The sequence below is a fragment of the Leisingera sp. ANG-M7 genome (assembly GCF_000813965.1).
GTDB lineage: Bacteria > Pseudomonadota > Alphaproteobacteria > Rhodobacterales > Rhodobacteraceae > Leisingera.
The window spans coordinates 33,826-56,174 of sequence record NZ_JWLI01000007.1 but is presented as its reverse complement, the minus strand read 5'-3'; the positions used below and the strand labels follow the sequence as shown (position 1 = coordinate 56,174).

At 65.5% G+C, this 22,349-nt stretch carries 20 protein-coding genes; 9 read left to right on the top strand and 11 right to left on the bottom strand.

The annotated features are described in order from the left end of the window. Nucleotides 1–220: 220 nt before the first annotated feature. Complete coding sequence (locus RA26_RS10310; RefSeq protein ID WP_039183548.1) at nt 221–1,684, bottom strand: membrane protein; 1,464 nt, start codon at nt 1,682–1,684, stop codon at nt 221–223. 192 nt (nt 1,685–1,876) lie between these two features. Here RA26_RS10310 and RA26_RS10305 point away from each other — a divergent pair, with 192 nt between their 5' ends. Then, nucleotides 1,877–2,629: a WecB/TagA/CpsF family glycosyltransferase gene (locus RA26_RS10305; RefSeq protein WP_039183547.1), complete on the top strand. Its 753-nt coding sequence runs from the start codon at nt 1,877–1,879 to the stop codon at nt 2,627–2,629. Between the two features lie 6 nt (nt 2,630–2,635). Here RA26_RS10305 and RA26_RS10300 read toward each other — a convergent pair whose 3' ends face one another. From RA26_RS10300 to RA26_RS10285, 4 genes are all read right to left on the bottom strand, one after another. Beyond that, a complete protein-coding gene (locus tag RA26_RS10300; protein ID WP_039183545.1) occupies nt 2,636–3,586 on the bottom strand; it encodes a glycosyltransferase family 2 protein in 951 nt (316 codons plus the stop codon). Further along, entirely contained in the window at nt 3,583–4,620 is a 1,038-nt protein-coding gene (locus tag RA26_RS10295) for a glycosyltransferase family 2 protein (protein ID WP_241482628.1), read from the bottom strand. Before RA26_RS10295 ends, RA26_RS10300 begins: the two co-directional genes overlap by 4 nt. Nucleotides 4,621–4,698: 78 nt before the next feature. After that, entirely contained in the window at nt 4,699–8,328 is a 3,630-nt protein-coding gene (locus RA26_RS10290) for a translocation/assembly module TamB domain-containing protein (protein WP_039183542.1), read from the bottom strand. Further along, nucleotides 8,325–10,127: an autotransporter assembly complex protein TamA gene (locus RA26_RS10285; protein ID WP_039183540.1), complete on the bottom strand. Its 1,803-nt coding sequence runs from the start codon at nt 10,125–10,127 to the stop codon at nt 8,325–8,327. The genes RA26_RS10290 and RA26_RS10285 overlap by 4 nt, the downstream gene beginning before the upstream one ends. A gap of 470 nt (nt 10,128–10,597) precedes the next feature. On the opposite strand from RA26_RS10285, the gene RA26_RS10280 reads away from it, so the two are divergent. Next, nucleotides 10,598–10,864 carry a hypothetical protein gene (locus RA26_RS10280; protein WP_082015803.1) on the top strand — a complete coding sequence of 89 codons (267 nt, stop codon included), beginning with the start codon at nt 10,598–10,600 and terminating at the stop codon, nt 10,862–10,864. 66 nt (nt 10,865–10,930) lie between these two features. Continuing rightward, the gene (locus RA26_RS10275) at nt 10,931–11,539 is read left to right on the top strand and encodes a hypothetical protein (RefSeq protein ID WP_039183536.1); all 609 of its coding nucleotides are present in this window, start codon (nt 10,931–10,933) and stop codon (nt 11,537–11,539) included. 49 nt (nt 11,540–11,588) lie between these two features. Here the strand turns inward: RA26_RS10275 and RA26_RS10270 are convergent, their stop codons facing one another. The 3 genes from RA26_RS10270 to RA26_RS10260 form a co-directional block, all read right to left on the bottom strand. Further along, nucleotides 11,589–12,572, bottom strand: a complete 984-nt coding sequence (locus tag RA26_RS10270) for a type I glyceraldehyde-3-phosphate dehydrogenase (RefSeq protein ID WP_039183534.1) — start codon at nt 12,570–12,572, stop codon at nt 11,589–11,591. Nucleotides 12,573–12,693: 121 nt separating this feature from the next. Continuing rightward, nucleotides 12,694–13,008 carry a hypothetical protein gene (locus tag RA26_RS10265; RefSeq protein WP_039183532.1) on the bottom strand — a complete coding sequence of 105 codons (315 nt, stop codon included), beginning with the start codon at nt 13,006–13,008 and terminating at the stop codon, nt 12,694–12,696. A gap of 66 nt (nt 13,009–13,074) precedes the next feature. Beyond that, nucleotides 13,075–13,854 (bottom strand): IclR family transcriptional regulator domain-containing protein, encoded by a 780-nt coding sequence (locus RA26_RS10260; protein ID WP_241482627.1) that lies wholly within the window; start codon nt 13,852–13,854, stop codon nt 13,075–13,077. Nucleotides 13,855–14,063: 209 nt separating this feature from the next. On the opposite strand from RA26_RS10260, the gene RA26_RS10255 reads away from it, so the two are divergent. The 3 genes from RA26_RS10255 to RA26_RS10245 all read left to right on the top strand — a co-directional run bounded on the left by RA26_RS10255 (nt 14,064) and on the right by RA26_RS10245 (nt 16,635). After that, nucleotides 14,064–15,512 (top strand): glutamine synthetase family protein, encoded by a 1,449-nt coding sequence (locus RA26_RS10255; RefSeq protein ID WP_039183530.1) that lies wholly within the window; start codon nt 14,064–14,066, stop codon nt 15,510–15,512. 175 nt (nt 15,513–15,687) lie between these two features. Next, nucleotides 15,688–16,047, top strand: coding sequence for a glycine cleavage system protein GcvH (gene gcvH / locus RA26_RS10250; protein WP_039183528.1), 360 nt, complete (start codon nt 15,688–15,690; stop codon nt 16,045–16,047). A gap of 81 nt (nt 16,048–16,128) precedes the next feature. Next, nucleotides 16,129–16,635: a GFA family protein gene (locus RA26_RS10245; RefSeq protein WP_241482626.1), complete on the top strand. Its 507-nt coding sequence runs from the start codon at nt 16,129–16,131 to the stop codon at nt 16,633–16,635. A gap of 13 nt (nt 16,636–16,648) precedes the next feature. On the opposite strand, the gene RA26_RS10240 is transcribed toward RA26_RS10245, so the two are convergent. The 3 genes from RA26_RS10240 to truA all read right to left on the bottom strand — a co-directional run bounded on the left by RA26_RS10240 (nt 16,649) and on the right by truA (nt 19,377). Next, nucleotides 16,649–17,584, bottom strand: a complete 936-nt coding sequence (locus RA26_RS10240) for an NAD(P)-dependent oxidoreductase (protein WP_052272376.1) — start codon at nt 17,582–17,584, stop codon at nt 16,649–16,651. Between the two features lie 80 nt (nt 17,585–17,664). Then, the gene (locus RA26_RS10235; RefSeq protein ID WP_039183526.1) at nt 17,665–18,399 is read right to left on the bottom strand and encodes an NYN domain-containing protein; all 735 of its coding nucleotides are present in this window, start codon (nt 18,397–18,399) and stop codon (nt 17,665–17,667) included. 210 nt (nt 18,400–18,609) lie between these two features. Next, nucleotides 18,610–19,377, bottom strand: a complete 768-nt coding sequence (truA, locus tag RA26_RS10230) for a tRNA pseudouridine(38-40) synthase TruA (RefSeq protein WP_039183524.1) — start codon at nt 19,375–19,377, stop codon at nt 18,610–18,612. Between the two features lie 112 nt (nt 19,378–19,489). Here truA and RA26_RS10225 point away from each other — a divergent pair, with 112 nt between their 5' ends. Genes RA26_RS10225 through RA26_RS10215 form a run of 3 tightly spaced genes read left to right on the top strand, consistent with a single transcriptional unit; the run spans nt 19,490 to nt 22,343 of the window. Beyond that, on the top strand, nt 19,490–20,905 hold the full coding sequence (locus RA26_RS10225; RefSeq protein ID WP_039183522.1) for a YcjX family protein: 1,416 nt from the start codon (nt 19,490–19,492) through the stop codon (nt 20,903–20,905). Further along, complete coding sequence (locus RA26_RS10220; RefSeq protein WP_039183520.1) at nt 20,902–21,357, top strand: GNAT family N-acetyltransferase; 456 nt, start codon at nt 20,902–20,904, stop codon at nt 21,355–21,357. The genes RA26_RS10225 and RA26_RS10220 overlap by 4 nt, the downstream gene beginning before the upstream one ends. Continuing rightward, entirely contained in the window at nt 21,354–22,343 is a 990-nt protein-coding gene (locus RA26_RS10215) for a YcjF family protein (protein WP_039183950.1), read from the top strand. The genes RA26_RS10220 and RA26_RS10215 overlap by 4 nt, the downstream gene beginning before the upstream one ends. Nucleotides 22,344–22,349: the final 6 nt, after the last annotated feature.

Below are 22,349 nucleotides of genomic sequence, written 5' to 3'. Positions count from 1 at the left end.
CACGCCGCAGCCAATCCGCTTTGCGAAGATGGCAGGGCCCGCCGGACGGGTTTATTTTCGGGTGCCGGGGTGCTCCCCGGCTGCTGGCCCGGCCTGGCGGCTTGGATCCCCATCTGTTCCGCGGGGCCGGGTGAACTCAAATTTACTTTCGTCAATCCATGCGGCTGTCCTGTGGACGCATTGTGTCAATTTCGGCCGGAAAAACGGAAACATTGCGGCATCACAGGATGCTGCGCCGCTCAGGCCGTCCGGTGTCAGGCATCAGCGCCTGCGTCCCGCCAAATAGCGCGGGCTTCTTTTGGAACAAGCCGGGGTAGAGCAGCCTCTCGGCATAGCCCAGAACGGATCCGGCGCACATCCAGGTGATCGGAATGAGCGTCGCATTCAGCAGCATGTCCACCATGGTGGCCGCCAGGATCAGGGCAATCGGAGCGGCATAGGGCGACACGCTGCCCCGCGGCGCGCGGGCTGCCGCCACAGCCAGCAGCATCAGCGGTGCGGCCAGAAGCCCCATCTCGGCGATGTAACCCAGCCAGCCGAAGGTGCCGAAAACGATGATCCAGCGCCCGTCCGGGATCGACAGGATCTGCCCGGTTTCTTCGTGCCGCACCAGGTTGCGGCCCCAGCCGCCCCAGCCGAACCAGGGCTTCTCCGCGGCACGGGCCAGCATCTGTGCTTCGTTTTCAAAGCGGTAGTTCAGCGAATGCGCCCGCTCGGCGCTGATAGCTCCGGCCTGGGCCACCAGTTCCTCGGTCGGGACCAGCCCGGTGTTGCGCAGCATCGGATAGACCACGGCAATCACAGCCAGCAGCAGGGCCGCACGCAGCTGCCAGCGCAGCGGCGCCAAGGCAACAACCGGCACAAAGGCCAGCGCATAGGCCAGCGAGGCGAGGCTCTTGCACAGCACCAGCACCGCAAACAGGTAACCGGCGGCCAGCAGCAGGCGGATGCGGTCCCCGCCTGCTGCGGTGCGGGCCAGCGCGGTGGCCGCCAGCAGCGCCGACAGCATGAAGAATGCCAGCCACAGCGCATGCGGCAGGAACACGATGGGACGGAAGCCGCCCTGACGTATCATCTGGCTGAAATCATGCTGGAAGAAGCCGTAGATCCAGACGTTGATTTGCGGACTGAAGCGGATTTCGATCAGCGAAGGGACTGTATAGGCTAGGCCGCCAATCATCAGCGCCAGCAGCAGTTCGCGCTGGGCCTCCGGGGTGGACAGATACCGGCGCGCCAGCAGGAAAGGGATCAGCACGATCATCTGGTTGATGACCACAGACCCCAGGTCGCGCCAGCGCAGCCCCGGCAGCTGATCGGTCAGAAAGATGATCGGGTCGGAATTGGCGATCTTGCGGAACAGGATCGGCTCGCCATTGGTCAGCACGGTGGGAATGACCCCGAACACGAACAGCAGCACCAGCGTCCTCACCGCCGGGTGCCGTGGCAGCAGCGGCACCGGTTTGCGCAGCAGAAATACGCACAGCACAAAGGCCATCACCGAGGGGATGGCGAATTTGTCCAAGTCCGGCACCAGCGGCAGGTCGAACTCGGCCAGCGGCGGCAGCAGCAGGTAGCCGGCAATGATGCACCACAGGATGGCCCGCTCCAGCGGCAAGCGCCGGAACAGGATCAGGCTGGCCAGCGGCCAGGCCAGCAGCATCAGATAGGCCAAAGCGTTGGGCAAAGCCCCGTGCTCCCTCAGTTCCCCGGTATTTACATCAAAGTTTACCTGTTGCGGGTCGCGCTGTCGCGCGGATTTGCAACAACGGGTTAACGGGGTGCAGCTTTGCCACGCTGCCAGCGGTTCGGTGCCCGCAAGACTGGCCGGGCGGCGGCGGCGGCGCTATCACGGGGCAAAGCAGACCCGGGGACGCCCATGTTTTTTGAATGCCAAGGCCGCAGGGTTGCGGTGAACACGGCCACGCGGACCGGGCTGGAAGCCGAAATCCGAGCCCGCTTCAAGGCAGGGCAAGGCTTTGCGCTGGCGACAGTGAACCTGGACCACCTGGTCAAGATGGCAGGGTCGGCGGACTTCCTGTCCGCATATCAGGCGCAGGATCTGGTGGTGGCGGACGGGCGCCCCATTGTCTGGCTGTCACATCTTGCCCGCCGCCCGGTGGAGCTGATGCCGGGCTCCGACATGGTGCTGCCGCTGTGCCGCCTGGCGGTTGAGGCCAAGGTGCCGGTGGTGCTGGCGGGCAGCACGGATGAGGCGCTGCAGGATGCCGAAGAGGCGCTGACGGATGCGGTGCCGGGGCTGGAGGTTGCCTGGACTCATGCCCCCTCCGGCTGTTTTGATCCAGAAGGGGAAGAGGCGGATCAGATCCTGCACCGGCTGGATGAAACCGGTCCTTGCCTGTGTTTTCTGGCGCTGGGAGCGCCGAAACAGGAGCAGTTTGCCCAACGCGGCCGCAAGCTGGCGCCCGCAGCTGGTTTTGCCTCTGTCGGGGCCGGTCTGGACTTTCTCGGCGGCCATCAGAAACGCGCCCCGGCCTGGGTCCGCGCGATTGCGATGGAATGGCTGTGGCGGGCGCTGTCCAGTCCGTCGCGGATGGTGCCTCGCTATGCAAAGTGCCTGGCCATTCTGCCGGGGCAGATCCGCACGGCTTGGCGCATTCGGGTGCAATAGGAACTGCTATTTGTACTCCAATATGCCGCGGGCCGAGCCGCGCCAGCGGCGCCAGTAAAACTCCAGCGCGCCTGCGGCCTCGGCGAACTTACCGAGAACCGTGAACAGCGCCTGTTCAAACCTCATGCGGCGTGACAGGCGCAGCACCTGCGCCGGGTAGATGAGCGCAATCATCAGCAACAAGGGATATGCCAGTGCTGCCAGGGCAATACCGGCAGGCAGGGCGGCGCCCCACAGCAGCGCGCGGCGGGTTTCGGCCACCCAGTGCCGCTCCGGCCCGGTGCCATGCAAGGCGGCGCCTTCGGCAAAGGCGTGGCCTGCGCGGCGGCTGCGGTTCCACCATTGGGTGAAGCGCAGCATCTGTGCGTCATGCAGGGTCATCTCAGCCTCCAGCCGCCACACCTGCCAGCCTGCCCGGCGCAGGCGCAGGCACAATTCCGGCTCTTCCCCGGCGATCAGAGCCTCGCGGTAGCCGCCCGCGGTATAGACCGCCGCCACCCGCATCAGTGCGTCGCCGCCGCAGGCTGCGGCCTCTCCTGCAGGCGTGTTCCATTCCGCATCGCAAAGCCGGTTGTAGACGGACGCTTCCGGAAACCGCTCCCGCCGCCGCCCGCAGGCCACTGCTGCCTTGGGGTGTGCTTGCAGGAAATCCGCTGCTTTGGCGATCCAGCCCGGGTCCACCTCGCAGTCGCCGTCCACAAATTGCACAAACTCGACCCCGGTCTGCAGCGCCGCCAAACCGGCATTTCGGGCGCGGGCGGCGGTGAACGGCTGGCTGAGATCCAGATCCACCACCAAGGCGCCCAATTCCCGCGCCGCCGCTGCCGACCCGTCCGTGGAGCCGCTGTCGACATAGACAAGCTGCTGCACCTGGCCTTGCAGCGAACGCAGGCAGCGGATCAGCCGTTCCCCTTCGTTGCGGCCAATGACCACTGCAGCGATGGCGGGGGCGCTCATGCGGCCGCCCCGGCAAGAAACGCCCGGTATCGAGATGACCCGCGCAAGAAACCCTGGTGCTGCAGCCGCGATATCCCGGCGTCCGCGGCCGCGTCGGCGGACCACAGGCTGAGTTCCGGCTGCGCCTGCATTGCGCTGCTGCGCTGGCGGTCCTCGCCGTGTTCTGAGACCGTTTCGGCCTGGATCTGCAAATCCCGGGCCAGACTGTCGCTGGCAAACTTGTAGTGGCGTATCAGACCCTCAATATCGGCCACCCGCACGCCTGCCGAGGCATGCGGATGCACAGCTGCCTGAACGCCCGGCCCATTGAACACCAGCGGGTGCTTGCTGAGGCAGCAGGTCTCGCCAAAGACCTTGCCGCGCACGCCGCCGAACTGCATCTGCGCACCGCCGGGCGGCAAGGCGTTCTGGCGCAGGTAATAGGCAAAGCCCGTGTTGCCGGACATGTAGTCCACCGCCGACACGGTGCTTATGTCAGAAAACCGGAAGCTCTGCACCGCTTCGGAATAAGACAGCGCGCGCGCCGCAGCCAGCGGACCTTCGGGAAACATCTCCAGCATTTCGGCTTGCAGCGCCGTGTACCCATTTTGAGCCAGGTAGCGTGTCAGCCCGCCCAGCCCCACCGCAGCGCTGCCCTCAAAGTCGAACAGTTCATCCATGTCTGCAAACAAGCACCAGCGGTCCCGGCCATAGCGGTCCGCGGCATACGCGCGGAAGGTGTTTTCATATTTCAGCCAGGGCAGGGGGGACTGCAGCACCGCGGTGTCCGGTTCCTGCCGGATGCGGTCAATCGTGCCGTCAGAGGAGCCGTTGTCGAAGAAGACAAACGCCGATACACCCAGCCGCCGGTAGTGGTCAAAAAACACATCCAGGTAATAGGCCCCGTCGCGCACCAGTGCGATCAGCACCACCTGATCAGGCGCGGCAAAGCACCGGGCAGGCCCGTGCAGATGACGCAGCGACGCGCGGAACCTGGCGCGGTGCGCGATACGGCTGGCGCGCCCTGCCAGTTTCTGGGTGAGTGTTTTGCCCACAGCGTCCCCTGATATGCGGTTGCCCGGAATAATGCTGGCAGCTTGCCGGCATATTCCGTCCGCTGCAAGCCCGGCCTGTCAGTAATCCCGCTTGAAAAACAGGCCGACGCCAGTCTCTCCCTCGCTGTCCACCGTGCCCTGAACCGTCAGGCTTTTGGTGACATCCAGATTGATGCTCAGCTCGCTGTCGCCCTGGGTGTTGACGTTGAAATCGGTATAGACGTTCTCCGCCACGTAACCGCCCAGCCCCAGCTGCCCGGTGCCTAGGTTGTCGGTGCCGATATCAACATCTGCCGCGCCGGTGGCTTCGCGCACTTTGCTCTGGGCGCCGCCGCCTCGGCCGCTGAGCGTGAGGGCAGAGCCTGCCAGCCGTGCCAGCGCCAAGGGCGAGATGTCCCCGATATTGTCACCGAACAGCAGCAGCGCCAAAGCCTCTTCGCTAGGTCGCGGCGGATCGGAGGTCACCTTGATCTCCGGCGCATCGACCCGGCCGGAGATTTCAAGCGTTGCGGTGCCCTGCTCCGTGGCAGCGGTGGATTTGAACTCCAGATAGGGCTTCAGATCGCCCAAGAGGGTGATCCGGCCCTCATCCAGTTCCAGCCGCCGTCCGAGGATATCGAAGGTACCGCGGATCAGGCTGATCTGGCCGGAGGGCGAGGGCCGCGCGGTGGTGCCGCGCAGGTGGATCTGGCCGCCCAGTTCTGAGCGCAGCCCGCGGCCGCGGGCAAAGATGCGAGACGGCGCGCTGATCATGATGTCCAGGTCTGTTCTGCCGGAGCCGCCCGCGCTGCTGCTGCCGGTGCCGGTGAGCCCGGCGCGGGCCAGTGTCCGGCGCACGTCGCCCGGTGCACCCACATGGCGGATTGGCGGGATCGGCGCGGAAGACACCGAACCGCCTGCGGTATTCAGATTGATGTTGGTCTCGCCAACGTTGATCTGGCCTGCAATCCGGTTGTTGCCCGCCATGGCTCCGGACATCGCCAGGCTGCCGTTCAGCAGGGATTCATAAGACAGGTGGTCGGTCACCACCACATCGCCGATGGCGATCTGCAGGTTGCCGTTGAACGGCGGCAGCAGCCCGACCGGACCGCTGATCCGCACCGTGCCGCCATCGCGGGGGCGGGCAGAAACCTGCACCTGTGCATTGGAGCGGGCAATGGAGACTGTCGCGTTGATGTCATCCACTCGCTGCGCCGCGGCCGGGATCGCCAGCGAGGCGCCGGGGATGGAGATGGTGCCGCTGACCCCGTCCAGTGCCGGCACGCCGCGTATCGACATGTCGAAGTTCGCAGGCCCTTGCATGAGGTTGGGGGAAATAAAGGGATTGAGGCCTTCCAGCCGCAGGGTGCCCTTGGCGGTAACATCGGCGGTGCCCTTCGCCTCGTTCCAGCTGCCTGAGATGCGGCTGTCGATGCCTGCCGGGCCGCTGGCGGTGCTGTCCACCGTCCAGGTGCCGCCGCGCCGGGTCGCAGTGCCCGCGGCCGCCAGCCGGCCGGGCAGGTCCGGCACCAGCCGCTGCAGCTCTGCCACTACCGCGTCGAACTTCAGATCGGTGCTGCCGTTGCTTTCGGTGAAACGGGCCTCGGTCTCCACGGATATCCCCGCAGGGCCGGCGGCTTGAACAGTCGCCTGCCATTCGCCATTGCGCCGTTCCGCCACACCCTCGGCGCTCAGCTTGCCTGCCAGCTGCGGCACAAAGCGTTCCAGCTCATTCCAGGCGGCAGCAAAGGTGAAATCGGCATCCCCTTCGAGCGTCACCGATCCGTCCAGCTTGGCGCTGGAGGTATGCGGCCCCTTCAGCTCCGCCACGCCGCTGAAGGTGTCGCCGGCGCGGCTGAGGGTGGTGGCCAGCTCCAGCGTGCCTGGCGCCTGCGGCACCAGAACCTCCAGCCGGTTCAGCCTGGCGGTGATATCCAGCTGGCCGGCCTGGTTGTTCAGCGTGCCCTTGGCTGTGGCAGCCAGCGCGCTGCCGGACAGGTCAAACCTGTCTATGGTTATGCCGTCCTCATCCCGTGCCGCCGTCAGAGCGACGGTTGTGGTGCCAGCCAGCAGTTCATCCGCCTGGGCGATGCCCGCAGACAAGTCCTGCGCCTGCACTGAAAGATCGGTGTCAAAACCGCCAGTCAGCGGAATGAAGGATCCCGTGACCACGGCCTGCACCGCGCCGCCCAGAGGGCGGCCTGCCAGCTCGGAAAAACGGCCGAGATCCGCCGCGCCCGCCGCCAGGTCCGCGGTAACATTCAACCCCTCTTCCAGACCGTCAAAGGCCACATCGCCTGCGGCCTGATAATCGCTGCCGCGCAGCTCCATATCCGTGACATGCAGCGCGCCGGGGCCATCGGTGCTCAGGGTGCCTTCAAAGCGGATCTCATTGCCGGTTGCCTTGGCCAGCGCCGGGTCGCGCGGCTGGAACCCGCTGAGGCCGGCCGTCAGCCGGCCCTCCAGCGCAAAGCCGCTGGTCTGATCCAAGGTGCCGCGGCCGACGATCTCAGCCGCATCCACCAGCGCACCCGGGTGGCTCAGTTGATTGAGCACCCCGTCCAGCACCCAGCGGCCTTCGAGTGTTTTCTGCAACAGCAGGTCGGCCTTGGCCAGCGTGGTCTGGCCGTCGCTGGTCGGCAGCGTGACAGCAGCCTGGCCGGCGGGCGGGGTGATCGCGGTCTTCAGGTTGGCGGTGGCCAGCTTGCCGCCGGCATCCAGCGCTGCGGCGCCGGTGATCCGCAGGGCGTTGGTGCGCAGGACCAGCGTATCCAGCGTTACAGCGCCGCTGCCTTCGCGCAGGCCTTTGACGTTCAGGCGCAGGCCGGGGCCGAAGAACGGCCGGTGCACCGGCGGCAGCAGCACGTCGATATTGCCGCCCAGATCGGCGGAAAACCCGATGTCGCGCGGCGTTTCCGGGGCGGCGTCTTCGGGCAGGGGACGGGCTGCCAGCACCACCTGGCCGCCGAGCCGCTCGGTGCCATTGGTGCTGAAGGCGATATCGGCAGCGAAATCCGTGACCGGGCCGCTGCCCTTGGCCGTCAGCTGCAGATCGGGATTGCCCGGCAGGTCCAGCCCGCGAGAAATCAGCCCGCCTGCGGCCTCATCCACCGACAGGTCCAGGGTGATCTGCTGGGTTTCATTGGCATAGGCTGCCTCCAGCCGGATGTGGTCGCCGGGCTTGTCCAGCCGTGCAGCCTCCAGCTTGGTGTCCAGCGCGCCGTCTGCCAGCTTTAGCGCGCCGTCGACCCGCAGAGTGGCTGCGCTGCCCGCCAGATCCTCGCCCAGCTCGATCCGGGCTGCCTTGATCTGGCCCAGCTCGATGGCCACCGGCAGTTCCGGCAGGGCAAAGGGCGTGGTCTCGGCTTCCGGGAGCTCCGGGTCCGGCGGCAGCGCTTCGGGCGCGCGTTCCACCGCGATGCGCTCTGCCGACAGCTCATTGACCGAGAACCGCCCGCGCAACAGGTCCAGCCGGTTCCAGTCCAGAACCGCACCCTCGACGGTCAGCCAGATGCCTTTCTCGTCGGCGACGGTGATCTTCTTGATCTTGGCCTCAGAGGAAAGCGCGCCCTCCAGCCCCGACACGCTGATATAGCGGCTGTCGCCTGACAGGGTGTCCTCCAGGAAATCAACCAGCAGCCCGCCGGCGTCCTCCGTTGTGGTCTCCTGCGCAGCAACCGGCGCCAAGGTCAGGCCCAGTGCGAGCGTATAGCCAAGAACCTGTCTCAAAACGCCTGTCCTATCCCGATATAGAATTGCAGCCCGTCCTCGGACCCGCCGTCCACCGGATAGGCGAGGTCCAGCCGGATCGGGCCGATGCCCGCCACATCATAGCGCACACCGATGCCCGCGCCTGCATGGCGTGCAGAGGAGCCGGAGACGAAACTGTCCGCATCGACAAAGCCCAGGTCGTAGAAACCAACCAGCGAGATCTTGTCTGTGACCTTGCCGCGCACTTCGGCGGACAGGGATGCAAAGCTGCGCCCGCCCGCAGTGCCGCCATTGGCGGGAACGCCCAGCGACTGGTATTCATGCCCGCGCACGGTACCCGCGCCGCCGGAGAAGAACAGCAGGGTAGGAGAGACCTCACTCAGCGAGGGGCCCACCACAGAGCCCAGCTGCAGCCGGCCTGCCAGCACGATCCTGTCGTCAGTGCCCAATCCATAGTAAGCGCGCCCGTCGCCTTTCATCTGCAAACCGGACTTGCTGCCGCCAAAACCGATGAAAGGCGTGGCACTCCCTTGCAGGAAATAGCCCTCGGTGGGGTTCACCCGGCTGTCGCGGGCGTCGTATTCGGCCCGGAACCTTCCCGCCACGTACTTAAAACGGCGCTTGCCGAACACGTCCTCTGCCAGGGTTGAGGACACCCCCAGCGCGGCTTCAGCAAAAAACGTATCCGAGAAGGTCCGCCGCGCACCGATGGCGCCATAGACACGAGTGGCGGTGTAATGCTCTTCGTCCAGCCGCTCCGCCTCCGCCAAGTAGAAGATCAGGTCATCCGGGCCCAGTTTCGCGGGCCGGTCCAGCCGCACCGCGACGCGCCCGTCGATGTCGTTGCTGCTGCCGATGCCGCTGATGCGGGCTTCGATCCGCAGCTTCTCGGCGTTGCCGAACAGGTTGCGGTGCATCCAGCTGCCTGACAGCTCCAGCCCGTCGGATGAGCTGACCTCGGCACCAAATGTCAGGCGGCGGGGCGGCAGGTCCTCAACCTGCGCCACGAAATCGAGGGTGCCGTCCGGGTTCGGCTGTTCCGCTTCGCGCAGGACAACGCTGGAAAACGTGCCGGTGCGCCGCAGCCTTGTGGCAGATTTCGAGATCAGGTCAGGGTGGAATTCTTCTCCCGCCGGGAAGCCTGCAATGCGGCGGATGGCGTCTTCGGTCACGGCGGTGTCACCAGTGATCCGCATCTGCCCGAACCGCAGTTTTGGCCCCGGCGCCAGGCGCAGTTGGGCATCCAGCCGCGCCTGCAGGTGGTTGGCGGTGATGTTCTGCTCCGCCACGTCCGCCTTGGCATGGCCGCTGCGGCGCCAGGCGCGGACGCCTGCAATGGCGGCATCGCGGATCACCGCGGTTCCGGCCGGCTTGCCGGGGGCGAATCCCTCGGGGATCTCCACATCGCTGATTTGCGGGAACGGTACCAACTCGGCCCGGCCAAAGACGAACTGCGGGCCGGGTTTTACGGTGATTTCCACCTTGTTTACGGTTTTCGGAGGGTTCAGCGGCTGGATCTGTGCGGCCTCGCGCCCGTCCAGGCGGATGTTCACAACCGGCGAGAAGTGCCCTGCGTCATAAAGCACCTGCACCAGCGTCCGGTAATCCGACAGCGCGGCTGCCAGCAGTTCCTGCACGTTGGTCTCGCCGCTGGCCGCAACCGAAGCTGACGCGCCGCGCAGCTTTTCCGCAAGGGCCTCGTCCGCCCCGGGGGCTTGCAAGGTTGCTTCGGCCGCATTGCCTGGCAGCGCCGGCAGGGTCAGGAGACTGAAGGCGAGAGCGCGCGCCAGGCAGCGCGGGCGAAAGGGAAAATTCATGTCTGCTCCGGCAGCGGGCGTAAAATTGCCGCCTGACCCCGGCTGAGGCCCAGGCGTTCCAAAGCAAGCCTAGCACGGGAAAATTGAGGGATGGAACCTGCAAAGCGGCGGCAATCCGCCGGTGTCAGGCAACGGCGGATTGCCGCGCATTGGCGGCGGTGTCACGGCAGCAGCTAATCAGCATTGGAAAGCGGAACAGGGTATGTGATAGATTAAACCAGCTCCAGCGGGTATTCCGCCGGAGCTGTCACTGTTTAACAAAGAACAAGAGCAACGTCAGGCGCAGCCACCACTCACAAAGCAGCCAGCCTGACTGGAATGATACCACGCATGATTTTACTGTCTATATAATTGTCAGTTTGATAAAGTTGTGTGGTATCATTTCACCCTTGGCCCTGCCGGGGTGCGGTTTATGAGGATCCGGGAGAGCGGTTTTGGACCGGTTGAGACCAATTTTCGAACTTCGCGACATGCTTCACCAGATGGAGCGTGATTTAGGCCTGGACCGACTGAGCCGGTCAGAGCGGGATGTGCTGCTGGCGGCAAATTCGCTGACAAAGACGCCCGGCGAGGCGGTGCAATCCGAACAGATCCGCAATCACCGGCTGGTCAAGGGGCTGGCCCAGGCCACCTTTCACCGCACACTAAAGTCGCTGCTGGAGCTGGGGCTGATCAAACGGGCCGGCGGCAGCAAGGCCAAACACTATGTGGTGAGTTTCAATCCTGCGGCAAAGTGACGGCGCCGCGCCGATCATACATTCCGCGGATTGCAGGTTTCCCCGCTCCCGTCTAAAGGGGGCGGCATGAGACGAGTTTTTCAGCTGTTTGCTGGCCTTCAAAGTTTTGCGGTGATCACGGCCGCCTATGTTATCTGCCACGGGCTGACCGCCTGGGTGGTGACGCCCGTGCAGGGGGTCTTCCTGCCGGAGATCACGGTTTTTGCCAGTCTGGCCTACCTGCCGCATGGGGTGCGGGTGCTGGCGGTCTGGCTGCTTGGCTGGCGGGCGGTTTTGCCGCTGGCCGCAGGCGCCTTCTTGTCGGAATTGATATTCACCGACGCCGGCGTGCGGCAGGTGATGGAACCGGTGCTGCTGGAGTCCATCGCCGTCGGCGCGGTTGCTGCCTTTGCGGCATTTGAAATTGCCAGGATGTTCGGGTGGAACCTTTACGCGGGCCAGGCGCGGCGGATTGCCTGGACCAGCCTGCTGGCGGTTGGCGCGCTGGCTTCCCTGATCAATTCATCGGGGCAATCGGTGGTGTTTTCCGGCCTGATTTTTCCCGAAGACCAGCTTCCGGTGATGGCGATCTATGCCGCCGGCGACCTGGTCGGTCTTGCCGTCTGCATGCTGGCGCTGACGCTGGTATTCCGCTGGATCCGTCTGACGGGCAAACAGCGCTGCCGGCAGGAATAGCAAAGCCCGCCGGAGGCGGGCTTGCAGTTCGGAGCAGTGGACATGGGGTTTACCCGGCCATCAGCCGCGCCACATCCAGCATCCGGGCGGAAAACCCCCATTCATTGTCATACCAGCCGAACACCCGCACCTGCGCATCCCCGGCCATGCGGGTTTCCGGACCGGCAATCACCAGCGACTCCGGCCGCGCCCGCAAGTCTGAGGACACCAGCGGCATATCCGTCCAGCCCAGCACCTTCGACGCGGCCACACCCTCTCGCAGGGCGGCATCGAACTCTGCCTCGCTCATCGGGGTCTTCAGCTGCGCCACCAGATCAACAGCTGAGACGCTCGCCGTCGGCACCCGCACCGCCGAGCCGCTGACCCGGCCTTTCAGATGCGGCAGCACCTCGTCAATTAGATGCGTTGCGGAAGTGGTGGTCGGCACCATTGACTGCGCACCGCCGCGAGAGCGCGCGAAATCGCCGCGCGGCGCGTCCACCATCGGCTGCGAGTTGGTGTAGCAGTGGATGGTGGTCATATGCGCGGTGTCGATGCCTGCAATGGCATCCAGCAGCTTGACCAGCGGTGTCAGCCCGTTGGTGGTGCAGGAGGCATTGGAGACGATCCGTGCATCGCCCAGGGTCTCCTCGTTTGCTCCCAGCACCACGGTCAGCTCAGCCGCGGGGGAGGGGCCGGAGATCAGCACTTTGGCGGCGCCCGCCTTCAATCCGCGCTCCGCCACATCGGAGGTCCGCGCGATGCCGGTGCATTCCAGCACCAGATCGACACCTGACAGATCCACCTTTGTCAGATCCGGTTCGTGGCTCACCGGAATGGAGCGCCCCATCACCTGCAGCGCGTCATCGCCAAGCTCCACCGGATGGGCAAAAGGGCCAAAGGTGCTGTCGTACTGAAACAGATAGGCGCACATGTCCAAGGGTGCGATATCATTGATCCGCACCACCTCGATGCCGTCTCCGCGCGATGTGGTCAGAATCTGGCGCAGGATGGCGCGGCCGATGCGGCCGAATCCGTTGATAGCAAGTTTCATGCGCAATCTATGGCAGGCGCACTGGCGCCGCTCAATCCGCTGTGCTCGGGAAAATGATCACATTTCCCAAGAGGATGTTTCAGAAAAACGCTGCAAAACCGGGCAAGCGTCAGGCGCATGCCTATTTGCGGCAGGTCACCTGGGCGTAGTAGGTGCCGGTGATGTTGCGCACCATTGTGTCCAGATTGACGCTGCAGCCGGTGGCGGTGCGAATGGCCCTGACCGCCTGGCGCGCGGTCAGCACCGCGGGCGGGCGGAAGGCCAGATGCTCCAGGTTCATCCGGGTGGCGCTGTAGCGGTCCGGGGCGTCCTCCACCGGGGCCACCACCCAGTCGCGGCCCAGCACGGTGACCTGCTTGCCTTCCACGCCCTTGGCCCCTGCAGCCGGGGCCAGCGCGGCACATAGGGCCGCTGCCAATGCAGTCTGTTTCATCATCGAAATGCTCCTGCGGAAATCTCTGGTCTCAGCCTAGCGCAGGGCAGGGGCTTTGCAAGGTGCTGCTTACAGGTGATCCACCGCCTCCGCATGGCGCAGCTCTGCCGCGCACAGCTGCAGCCCGCGCAGCAGCCGCTCGGCATCCGCTTCCGGCTGCTGGCCCCGCGGCGCAGAGCACCCCGCCACGATTGGCGTCTGGCCGGGCCGCGACACAGGCACCGCGTAGCCAGTGATCCCGGACTCGAATTCGCTGTCCGTCAGGCAGTAGCCTTGCTCCCGGGCCTGTGCGACGCGCTCCAGAATGGCAGCGGGATCGGTCAGCGAGGCCTCTGTGTGGCGCGGGAGGTCCGTTTCCGCCAACACCTTGGCGGCCTCTTCCGCCGGCAGCCCGGCCAGCAGCATCCGACCCAGGCTGGTATGCGCCAGCGGAATGTGGGAACCGGCGGTAAAGCCATAGGTGATATGGCCGTGCTCGACAGTCGATTGCGCCAGCAGCAGAACCCGCCCCTGATCCAGCATCGCCAGCGTCACCTCAATCTCCATCTGCTGGGCATGGCGGTTCAGCACCGGCTGCACCCGGCGGCCGAACTGGTTGGCTTGCAGGAACCCGCCCGCCAGTGCCAGGACCCGCGGAGTCAGGGACAGCATCCGCCCGTCCTGGCGCAGATAGCCTGCCTGCACCAGCGTCAGCGCCCCCCTGCGGGCGGTGGCCCGGTCCTGGCCGCTGCGCCGGGCAATCTCGGCCAGTGTCATGCAGGGGGTCTCGGCATCAAACACCGCCAGCACCGCCAGCCCCTTGGCAAAGCTTGACGAAATATTCCTGTCCTGGTCTGCCGCTGTCATCATTTGGCCGTCCCGTTCTGTCCCTGTAGTGCCGCTGCCCGGCCGGGCATTGTGCGGATACTGGCATCAATGTTCGCTTTGCGAACGCTGTCAAGGCGCAAAACCTCCGCAATATCCAGATAGTGCAACGGGTTGCGGCAAAAACGGTTGCCGGGTGGACGGCGAGGCATTTCCGGTGCAATTTCAAACAACTCCGTATGACGAGGCCGCCCATGGCAGAAGATTTCACATCCGGCAAACTGGCCCGCCTGGGGCTGCTGACCCCCGAAGACTGCCGCAAGGCGGCGGAGATCACCTCCCGCGCCCAGTTCGACGGGATCGAAACGGTGCGGGTTCTGTTCCCCGATCAGCACGGGCTGTTGCGCGGCAAGACGGTGATGGCAGAGGCTTTCGCCTCCGTCTTTGACAGCGGCCTCAACGTGCCCGCAACCCTGCTGCTCAAGGATACCTCGCACCGCACCGCCTTTCCGGTTTGGGAGGAGGGCGCGGATCTGGCCGGCCCGATGCAGGGAGCGGGCGACGTGCTGCTGGTGCCGCGCCCGGACACTTGGCGGGCGCTGCCCTGGTCCGGCCATTCCGCCTGGATCTTCTGCACCCCGGTCTATCCGGACGGCCGGCCCATTCCCTTTGCCCCCTGCGGGGTGCTGCAGCGGCAGGTGGAGATGCTGGCCGCGCAGGGCATGGCCGCCACCTTCGGGCTGGAGGTGGAGTTCCACCTCTTCGATCTGGCCGACAAATCCGCCGCCCATACGCAGGCGACCCGCCCCGGTTCCCCGGTGCAAACCCGCAACCTGACGCAAGGGTATCAGTACCTCACCGAAACCCGCTATGGCGAGGTTGAGGGTATCCTGGACCTCTTGCGCCGTAACGCCCAGAAGCTGGGCCTGCAGGTGCGCTCGGTGGAAATCGAAATGGGCCCCAGCCAGGTCGAATTCACCTTTGCCCCCGGCAGCGCCATGGCGCAGGCAGACGCGATGGTGATGTTCCGCACCATGGTCAAGGAGGTCTGCGCCAGCAATGGCCTGCACGCCAGCTTCATGGCCAAGCCGCGGCTGGACAATGCCATGGCCAACGGCTGGCACGTCCACCAGTCGCTGCAGGACCTGGCGACGGGACGCAACCTGTTCATGCCGGAAACTACCGGGATGCTGGCACCGCCCGCCAGCGCCTGGATGGCCGGCCTCTTGAAATACGCGGCTGAGACCTCGCTGTTGATCGCCCCCACAGTGAACAGCTATAAACGCTACCTGCCGTTCCAATTGGCCCCCAGCCGCATCGGCTGGGGCGAGGATAACCGCGGTGCCATGCTGCGGGCGCTGATGCAGCCCCATGACCCCGCCAGCCGGATTGAGAACCGCGCCCCGGACAGCACTGCCAACCCCTATTACGCGCTGGCCGCCCAGATCATCGCAGGCGCTGCCGGCATCCGGGATGGCCTGGAAGCCCCGAAACCCACCCTGTCGCCATACAGCGAAGACGCGGACCGCCTGCCGCGCTCGCTGGGCCAGGCGCTGGAAGGGTTCGCAGGCTCAACCCTGTGCCGCCAGGCGCTGGGCGCGGAGACCGCAGACTACCTGCTGCAGCTCAAGACCTTTGAGTGGGAACGCTACCTGGATACCGTCAGCGAATGGGAGCAGGCGGAGTATTTCAACCTGTTCTGACGCCCCGAAGGGCAGCAAAATCTCAGCCTACGGGTGATTTGCCGTCTTGATCGCCAGCCCCGCCCGTTGATACCGTATACCCGCGTATGCGGGGGCCGTGCCCTTGCCATCCGCGGCGCCATTTCCGGTGGCCAGAGACATTGAAACCCACGCCTCTTCGAAGGAAAACACCCCCATGAAATACACCGAGGAACACGAGTGGCTGCTGCCCGAGGGCGACCTGATCACCGTCGGCATCACCGCCCACGCCGCCGAGCAGCTGGGCGAGGTGGTCTATGTCGAGCTGCCCGAACCGGGCACCGAAGTCTCCAAGGATGACGAGATCGTGGTGATTGAATCGGTCAAGGCCGCCTCCGACATCCTCGCGCCGCTGGACGGTGAGATCGTCGAGGTGAACGAAGCGCTGGCCGACGATCCCGGCAAGGTGAACGAAGACGCCGAGGGTGACGCCTGGTTCTTCAAGATCAAACCGTCGGACCTGTCGCCGATGGACGATTACATGGATGAGGCCGGCTACAAAGATTTTATCGGCTGACCGGGCTGCCCCGCGGCACCGGGCGTGCGCGGGGCAAGCCACTGAAGTTTTGCGTTTTTGGGGCCGGTGGCGCGGAAAACAATGACCCTGGCCCCGGCCGTGCGCATTCTCAACCGGAAGGTTCCGATGGCTTTTCTTCAGCTCCCGATGAAAGGCGCGTGCCTGTGCGGCCAAGTGCAAGTCTGTGTGACCGCACCGCCCCTTCTGACGCTCGCGTGCCACTGCCGCGACTGTCAGAAGCTCTGTGCGAGCGCCTTCTCCTTGACCGCTATGTTTGCGGCAGAGTCTTTTTCTGTCACTGGCAGACTGCTGGCAGGGGGCCTCAGGTCCGGGCGGCGGGAGCATAACTTTTGCCGCGACTGCCTGAATTTTGTGTTTACCCGCATTCAGGGCGCGGAGAGCCGTGTCAATCTGCGTACGGCTCTGTTCGCTGACCTCGCCAGGTTTGAACCCTTTGTCGAACTGATGACAGAGGAGAAGCTGCCGTGGTCAAGTGTGCCTGCCACGCATAGTTATGCCCGGTTCCCGGAAACGGCGGTAGAACTGGAAACCCTGATGGCTGAGTATCTGGATCGCGGCGGCATCTAAGGGCAGCTGCCGTTCAATACCCCCGCTCACGATCCACTTCGTGCAGCAGGTCTTCGCCCGCCTCCAGCCGCTGCAGGTTCTCCACCACGTCTTTCAGCGCATCCCCCAGGTGCCAGCCCGACACATGCGGGGTAAGGGTGACCTTCGGATGCGCCCACAGCGGGCTGTCCGCGGGCAGGGGTTCCTTGCTCACCACATCCAGCACCGCATGGCCGGGCGTGCCCGCGTCCAGCGCCGCCAGCAGGGCCGGTTCATCCACCAGATCGCCGCGGCCTGCGTTGATCAGCACCGCGCCCGGTTTCATCGCTGCCAGCATTTCTGCATTCATCAGCTGCCGGGTGGCGGGGGTGGAGGGCAGGATCGCACAGACATAATCGCATTCGCCCAGCATCTGCGGCAACGCCGCTTCGCCATGGCGGCAGTCCACGCCGTCGATCTCCTTGGGCGAGCGGCTCCAGCCCAGCACCCGGAACCGCAGGTCGCGCATCAGCCGCGCCGTCATGCCGCCGATATGGCCGAGGCCCAGTATGCCCACCGTGGTCTCCTGCGGGCGTTTGGGCGCCAGCGGTTCCCAGCCGCTGCGGGTCTGCGAGGCTGCGTGCGCCCGCATGTTGCGCTGATCACGTAGCACATAGGCCAGGCAGAACTCCGCGATCTCATGCGCAGGTTCCAGCGGTCTCAGCCGGGCGACGCGCACATGCGGAGCCAGGCTGGGGTGCGCCACGATGGTATCCACCCCTGCGCCGAGTTTCTGCACCAGCTTCAGGTTTGGCAAATGCGCGGGCAGATCGCCTTTCAGCGCGGAAACGGCCAGCACCGTGATCTCATCCAGGTTGCCGGGGGCAGAGACGGGCCGGATATCGGCGCCGGGCGCCATCGCCTGCAACTCCTCCACCAGCTGTTCCTCGGTGTACCAGCCGTCGTGGCCGATACTGATCAGCATTGCCATGCGCGTTCCTCCCCGCCGCCGCGTCCCTTTGCGGGACTAAGCCACGGATTGCGCGCAAACGAAAGATGGAAACCGCAGCCTTAGTCCAGCCGCCGCACCAGGATCTGGTTGCCCTCGCCGCGCTTGGTCTCAAACAGTTTCAGCGTGGCAATCAGGTCGCTCAGCTTGCGCTGGCCATAGCTGCGGGTGTCGAAATCAGGAAACGCTGCGGTGATGTACTGGCCGATCTGGCCCAGGGTGAACCATTCGTCCTCCTGTCCGATCGCATCCATCGCCCGCACAACAAGCTTGGTCGGGTCCGCGAGCTCCGATGGCGCGTTGCCGTTGCCCTCTTCCTTCTTGGGCTTGGCCTTCGCCTTTGCAGGCTCTTCCAGCAGGTTCTCCACATAGATGAAGCGCTTGCACGCCTGCACAAAGGCGGCGGGCGTCTTGCGCATTCCCATGCCGAACACATCCACCCCCTGTTCGCGGATACGGCTGGCCAGCCGGGTGAAATCGCTGTCCGAAGAGATCAGCACGAACCCGTCAAAGCGCCCCGAATGCAGGATGTCCATCGCGTCAATCACCAGCGCAATGTCTGAGGCGTTCTTGCCGGTGGTATTGGCAAACTGCTGGTGCGGCACAATCGCCAGCGACGCCAGCTTCTCCTTGTTCCAGCCCTGGGGGCCCCCGCCGGCAAAGTCGCCATAGATGCGCCGGATGCTGGCCTCGCCAAAGGAGGCGATCTCCTCGAACATCGCCTCGGCGTATTTGGCAGAGATATTGTCGGCGTCGATCAGGACGGCCAGGAGCGGCGGTTTGGTTGCTGTTGCCATTCGGGTGCTCTGCCTTTTTGTTTCTGATTGCCGCAGCGGTGCTCAATACCGCCGCAGGGGGCTGCCGGTTTGCCTGTGTTCCGGCAAGTATGAACGGGTGTTGTGGCGATTAAATGGCGGCCTAACGGCCCGCCGGTCAGATGGGTGCTGTCTTGGGGGTGCACAAGCGGTGCACAGGGGGTGTACGGATGTCACCCCCCATTTCCGGGCTCAGGCAAAGGGATCGTCCGGATATCCCACCCGCGCTAGATAGAGGCCGTGGCCCGGGCAGACCGGCCCGCAGGCCGCCCGGTCGCAGGCCTCCAGCGCAGACCTCACATCCTCCGGTTCCCAAGCCCCGGCGCCCACACGTTCCAGGGTGCCGACAAAGCTGCGGACCTGATTGTGCAGGAAGCTGCGGGCGCGTACATGGAAATGGATTTCCGGCCCGGAGAAACCCTGCACGCGTTCCACCCGCAGCTCATCCAGCGTCTTGACCGGGCTCGCCGCCTGGCAGATCGAGGAGCGGAAGGTGGTGAAATCATGGTTTCCAATCAGATGGTTGGCGGCATCCTGCATGGCGTCTGCATCCAGATCGTGGCTGATCTGCCAGACCTGGCCGGCGTCATGGGTGGCTGGTGCGCGGCGGATCAGGATGCGGAACAGATACTGCCGCTCCACGGCTGAGAACCGCGCGTGCCAGTCCCCCTCCACCCGGGCGCAGTCGACGATGGCAACCGGATCGGGTTTCAGGTGGTAATTCAGCGCTTCCGACAGGCGGAACGGGTCCCACTCCTTGGCCATGTCGCAATGCGCAACCTGTCCCAGCCCGTGCACGCCGGTATCTGTGCGCCCGGCCGCAGCGATGGTGTGCTCCCCAGGCTCCAGCCGCGCCAGCGCAGCCTCGATCGCCCCCTGCACCGACGGCAGGTCCTTCTGCCTTTGCCAGCCGGCAAAAGGCTTCCCTTGGTATTCGACTTTCAAAGCAAAACGCGGCATGGCCGGGCAAGTAGCAACAGGGCCGGGCCGGGGCAAGCCCCGTGTGCGCTCTGGTATCCGGGCGGGATGCTGCCTATCTTGTCAGCAGCAAGAACAGAGCAGGATCAGGGCCTTGGTGATAACCTCCCTTGCAGACGGGGTGATGAGCGGGGTGGAGAGCGCCGCCAGCGGCCTTTCCGCGGCGCTGTTCGACCGGCCGATCCGGCTGGGGGTCACCGGGCTGGCGCGTTCCGGCAAGACGGTATTCATCACCTCGCTGGTCGCCAACCTGATGGACCGGGGCCGGATGCTGCAGCTCGGCGCCGCGCGCGAGGGCCGGATCGAGGCCGCCTTCCTGCAGCCCCAGCCCGACGACACCGTGCCGCGGTTCGACTATGAAAACCACCTCGCGGCGCTGACCGGGCCGTCACCCCATTGGCCGGACAGCACAAGGGCGGTTTCCGAGCTGCGTCTCAGCCTGAAGGTGCGGCCCGCCGGCCTCCTGGCAGGCCTGCAGGGGCCGCGCACACTGCATTTGGATATTGTCGACTATCCCGGCGAATGGCTGCTGGATCTGGCTTTGCTGGACAAGACCTACGCCGAGTGGTCTGCAGATGTGCTGTCCCGCATTGCCAGCCGTCCGCAGGCGGACCGCTTCCTGGCAGAGCAATCCAAGGCTGTCCCCGCAGGGACGCATGACGAGCCGCAGGCGCAGGCGCTCGCCGCCGCCTTCACGGAATACCTGACAACCGCCCGCACGGCTGGCTTCTACGACTGCACCCCGGGCCGTTTCCTGCTGCCGGGCGATCTGGAAGGCTCGCCAGTGCTGACCTTCGCCCCGCTGCCACCGGAGGCCAGCGCCCCGCGCGGAAGCCTCTGGCGCGAGATGGAGCGCCGCTACGAGGCCTATAAATCCAAGGTCGTGAAACCGTTCTTCCGCGACCACTTCGCCCGTATCGATCGGCAGGTGGTGCTGGTGGATGCGCTCTCGGCGATCCATTCCGGGCCGCAGGAGGTGGAGGATCTGCGCCATGCGATGACGGATATCCTCAGCGCCTTCAAACCGGGGCGCAATCATTTCCTGACCCGGCTTCTGGGCGGCAAACGGGTGGAGAAAATCCTTTTTGCCGCGACCAAGGCCGACCACCTGCACCATGCCCAGCATCCCCAGATGACCGCTATCATCGAGGCGCTCACGCGCGAGGCGCAGGACCGTGCCCGCTTTGCAGGCGCCGGAACCGCGGCGCTGGCGATGGCCTCCCTGCGCACCACCACGGAAGAAATGCGCCTGCACAATGGCACCGAGCTGCCCTGCGTGCGCGGCACCTTGCTGGAGAGCGGCAAGCAGGCGGCCTTCTACCCCGGCGCTTTGCCGCAGGACCCGGCCCAGCTGCTGACCCCGGCGCGGCAAGGCGCCGAACGCTGGCTGGAGGGCGATTACCAGTCGATGGCTTTTGCGCCCGCACCACTCACCCTGAAACACGGCAGCGGGCCGCCGCATATCCGCCTGGACCGCGCCGCAGACTTCTTGATCGGAGACGCCCTGTGACCCTCTCCCTGCGCCCTGCCACGCCTTTGGATGCCGGAACGGTTGGGGAAATTCTCTACCGGTTTCAGCAGGATACCGCCTGGATGCCCAAGCTTTACTCCTCTGCCGAGGTTATCTTTTTCTGCGGCGTCATGATCGACCGCGGCTGGGTCACAGTGGCAGAGCGGGACGGAGCAATCCTCGGGTTCCTCGCCCGCAAGGAGGAGGAGGTCTGCTCTCTCTACCTTGCTCCGGGCGCCTGCGGGCAGGGCGCCGGCAAGATGCTGCTGGATGCCGCCAAGGCTGCATCCCCGCGGCTCTCCCTGCGCACCTTCACGGCCAACGGCCGTGCGCAGCGGTTCTACCAGCGCGAAGGGTTCACTGAGACCGGGCGGGGCGATGGCCTGAACAACGAGGAAGGCCTGCCCGACATCGCCTATGAATGGCGCACCGCCCCGGAGGCCGCGGCATGAGCAACAAGCCGGTCCTGTTTGATCTGGAGGAAGACGCTGGCGTCCCGTCTGTCACTGAGGCGCCGCCGGTGCCTGATCCCGCACCGCTGGCTGCGCGGCCGAATGCTATGGAGCAGGCGGCCCGCATCGCGGCGCGGCGCCCCTCGCGGCTGGCCCGCTGGTTCTGGGCGCTGCTGGTGGCGGTATTCAGCGCCATGGCCTCCGTCGCGGCCTGGGATTTTGCCGCTGGCCTGATCGCGCGGGTGCCGGTGCTGGGCTGGGCCGTTACCGCTGGTCTGGGGCTGCTCCTGCTGCTGGCGCTGGCGATGGCCTTGCGTGAACTGGCCGCGCTCTCCCGGCTGCGCCGGGTCGATGCCTTGCGCCAGCAGGCAGCGGAGGCCGTGGATCTGACCGCCGCCCGCGCCTTCGCCACCCGGCTGGAGGCTTTCTACAACGGGCGCGAGGATCTCAGCTGGCATCAGGCAAGGCTGGCAGAGCGGCAGGCGGAGGTGATGGACGGCGACGCGCTGCTGCTGCTGGCAGAGGAAGAACTGCTGGTGCCGCTGGACGCCATTGCCTTGCGCGAGGTGGAGGCGGCGGCCCGCCAGGTCGCCACGGTAACGGCACTGGTTCCGATGGCGCTGGCTGACATCCTGACGGCGCTGGTCTCCTCGCTCAGGATGATCCGCCGGGTGGCCGGGATTTATGGCGGCCGGGCGGGGTTCTTCAGCTCCTGGAGGCTGACCCGCGCGGTGCTGGCGCATCTGGCCGCCACCGGCGCAGTGGCCGCAGGCGATGACCTGCTGGAGCCGGTGCTGGGCGGGTCGGTGCTGTCCAAGCTCTCCCGCCGTTTCGGCGAGGGGCTGGTCAACGGTGCCCTGTCCGCCCGCGTTGGCATCGCCGCGATGGAGGTTTGCCGCCCGATGCCGTTCTCCGCGCAGCACAAACCCAGCACCCGCAAGGTGGTGCAGCGGGCGTTGACGGGTTTGTTTTCAAAAGAAAAATAGACGCCG

What these genes read in the sequence shown, in the direction of transcription:
- RA26_RS10285 (WP_039183540.1), bottom strand. Translation starts at nt 10,127, where the DNA reads ATGAATTTTCCCTTTCGCCCGCGCTGCCTGGCGCGCGCTCTCGCCTTC.
- RA26_RS10215 (WP_039183950.1), top strand. Translation starts at nt 21,354, where the DNA reads ATGAGCAACAAGCCGGTCCTGTTTGATCTGGAGGAAGACGCTGGCGTC.
- RA26_RS10260 (WP_241482627.1), bottom strand. Translation starts at nt 13,854, where the DNA reads ATGATGACAGCGGCAGACCAGGACAGGAATATTTCGTCAAGCTTTGCC.
- RA26_RS10240 (WP_052272376.1), bottom strand. Translation starts at nt 17,584, where the DNA reads ATGGCAATGCTGATCAGTATCGGCCACGACGGCTGGTACACCGAGGAA.
- RA26_RS10265 (WP_039183532.1), bottom strand. Translation starts at nt 13,008, where the DNA reads ATGATGAAACAGACTGCATTGGCAGCGGCCCTATGTGCCGCGCTGGCC.
- truA (WP_039183524.1), bottom strand. Translation starts at nt 19,377, where the DNA reads ATGCCGCGTTTTGCTTTGAAAGTCGAATACCAAGGGAAGCCTTTTGCC.
- gcvH (WP_039183528.1), top strand. Translation starts at nt 15,688, where the DNA reads ATGAAATACACCGAGGAACACGAGTGGCTGCTGCCCGAGGGCGACCTG.
- RA26_RS10280 (WP_082015803.1), top strand. Translation starts at nt 10,598, where the DNA reads ATGCTTCACCAGATGGAGCGTGATTTAGGCCTGGACCGACTGAGCCGG.
- RA26_RS10245 (WP_241482626.1), top strand. Translation starts at nt 16,129, where the DNA reads ATGACCCTGGCCCCGGCCGTGCGCATTCTCAACCGGAAGGTTCCGATG.
- RA26_RS10275 (WP_039183536.1), top strand. Translation starts at nt 10,931, where the DNA reads ATGAGACGAGTTTTTCAGCTGTTTGCTGGCCTTCAAAGTTTTGCGGTG.
- RA26_RS10255 (WP_039183530.1), top strand. Translation starts at nt 14,064, where the DNA reads ATGGCAGAAGATTTCACATCCGGCAAACTGGCCCGCCTGGGGCTGCTG.
- RA26_RS10305 (WP_039183547.1), top strand. Translation starts at nt 1,877, where the DNA reads ATGTTTTTTGAATGCCAAGGCCGCAGGGTTGCGGTGAACACGGCCACG.
- RA26_RS10270 (WP_039183534.1), bottom strand. Translation starts at nt 12,572, where the DNA reads ATGAAACTTGCTATCAACGGATTCGGCCGCATCGGCCGCGCCATCCTG.
- RA26_RS10235 (WP_039183526.1), bottom strand. Translation starts at nt 18,399, where the DNA reads ATGGCAACAGCAACCAAACCGCCGCTCCTGGCCGTCCTGATCGACGCC.
- RA26_RS10300 (WP_039183545.1), bottom strand. Translation starts at nt 3,586, where the DNA reads ATGAGCGCCCCCGCCATCGCTGCAGTGGTCATTGGCCGCAACGAAGGG.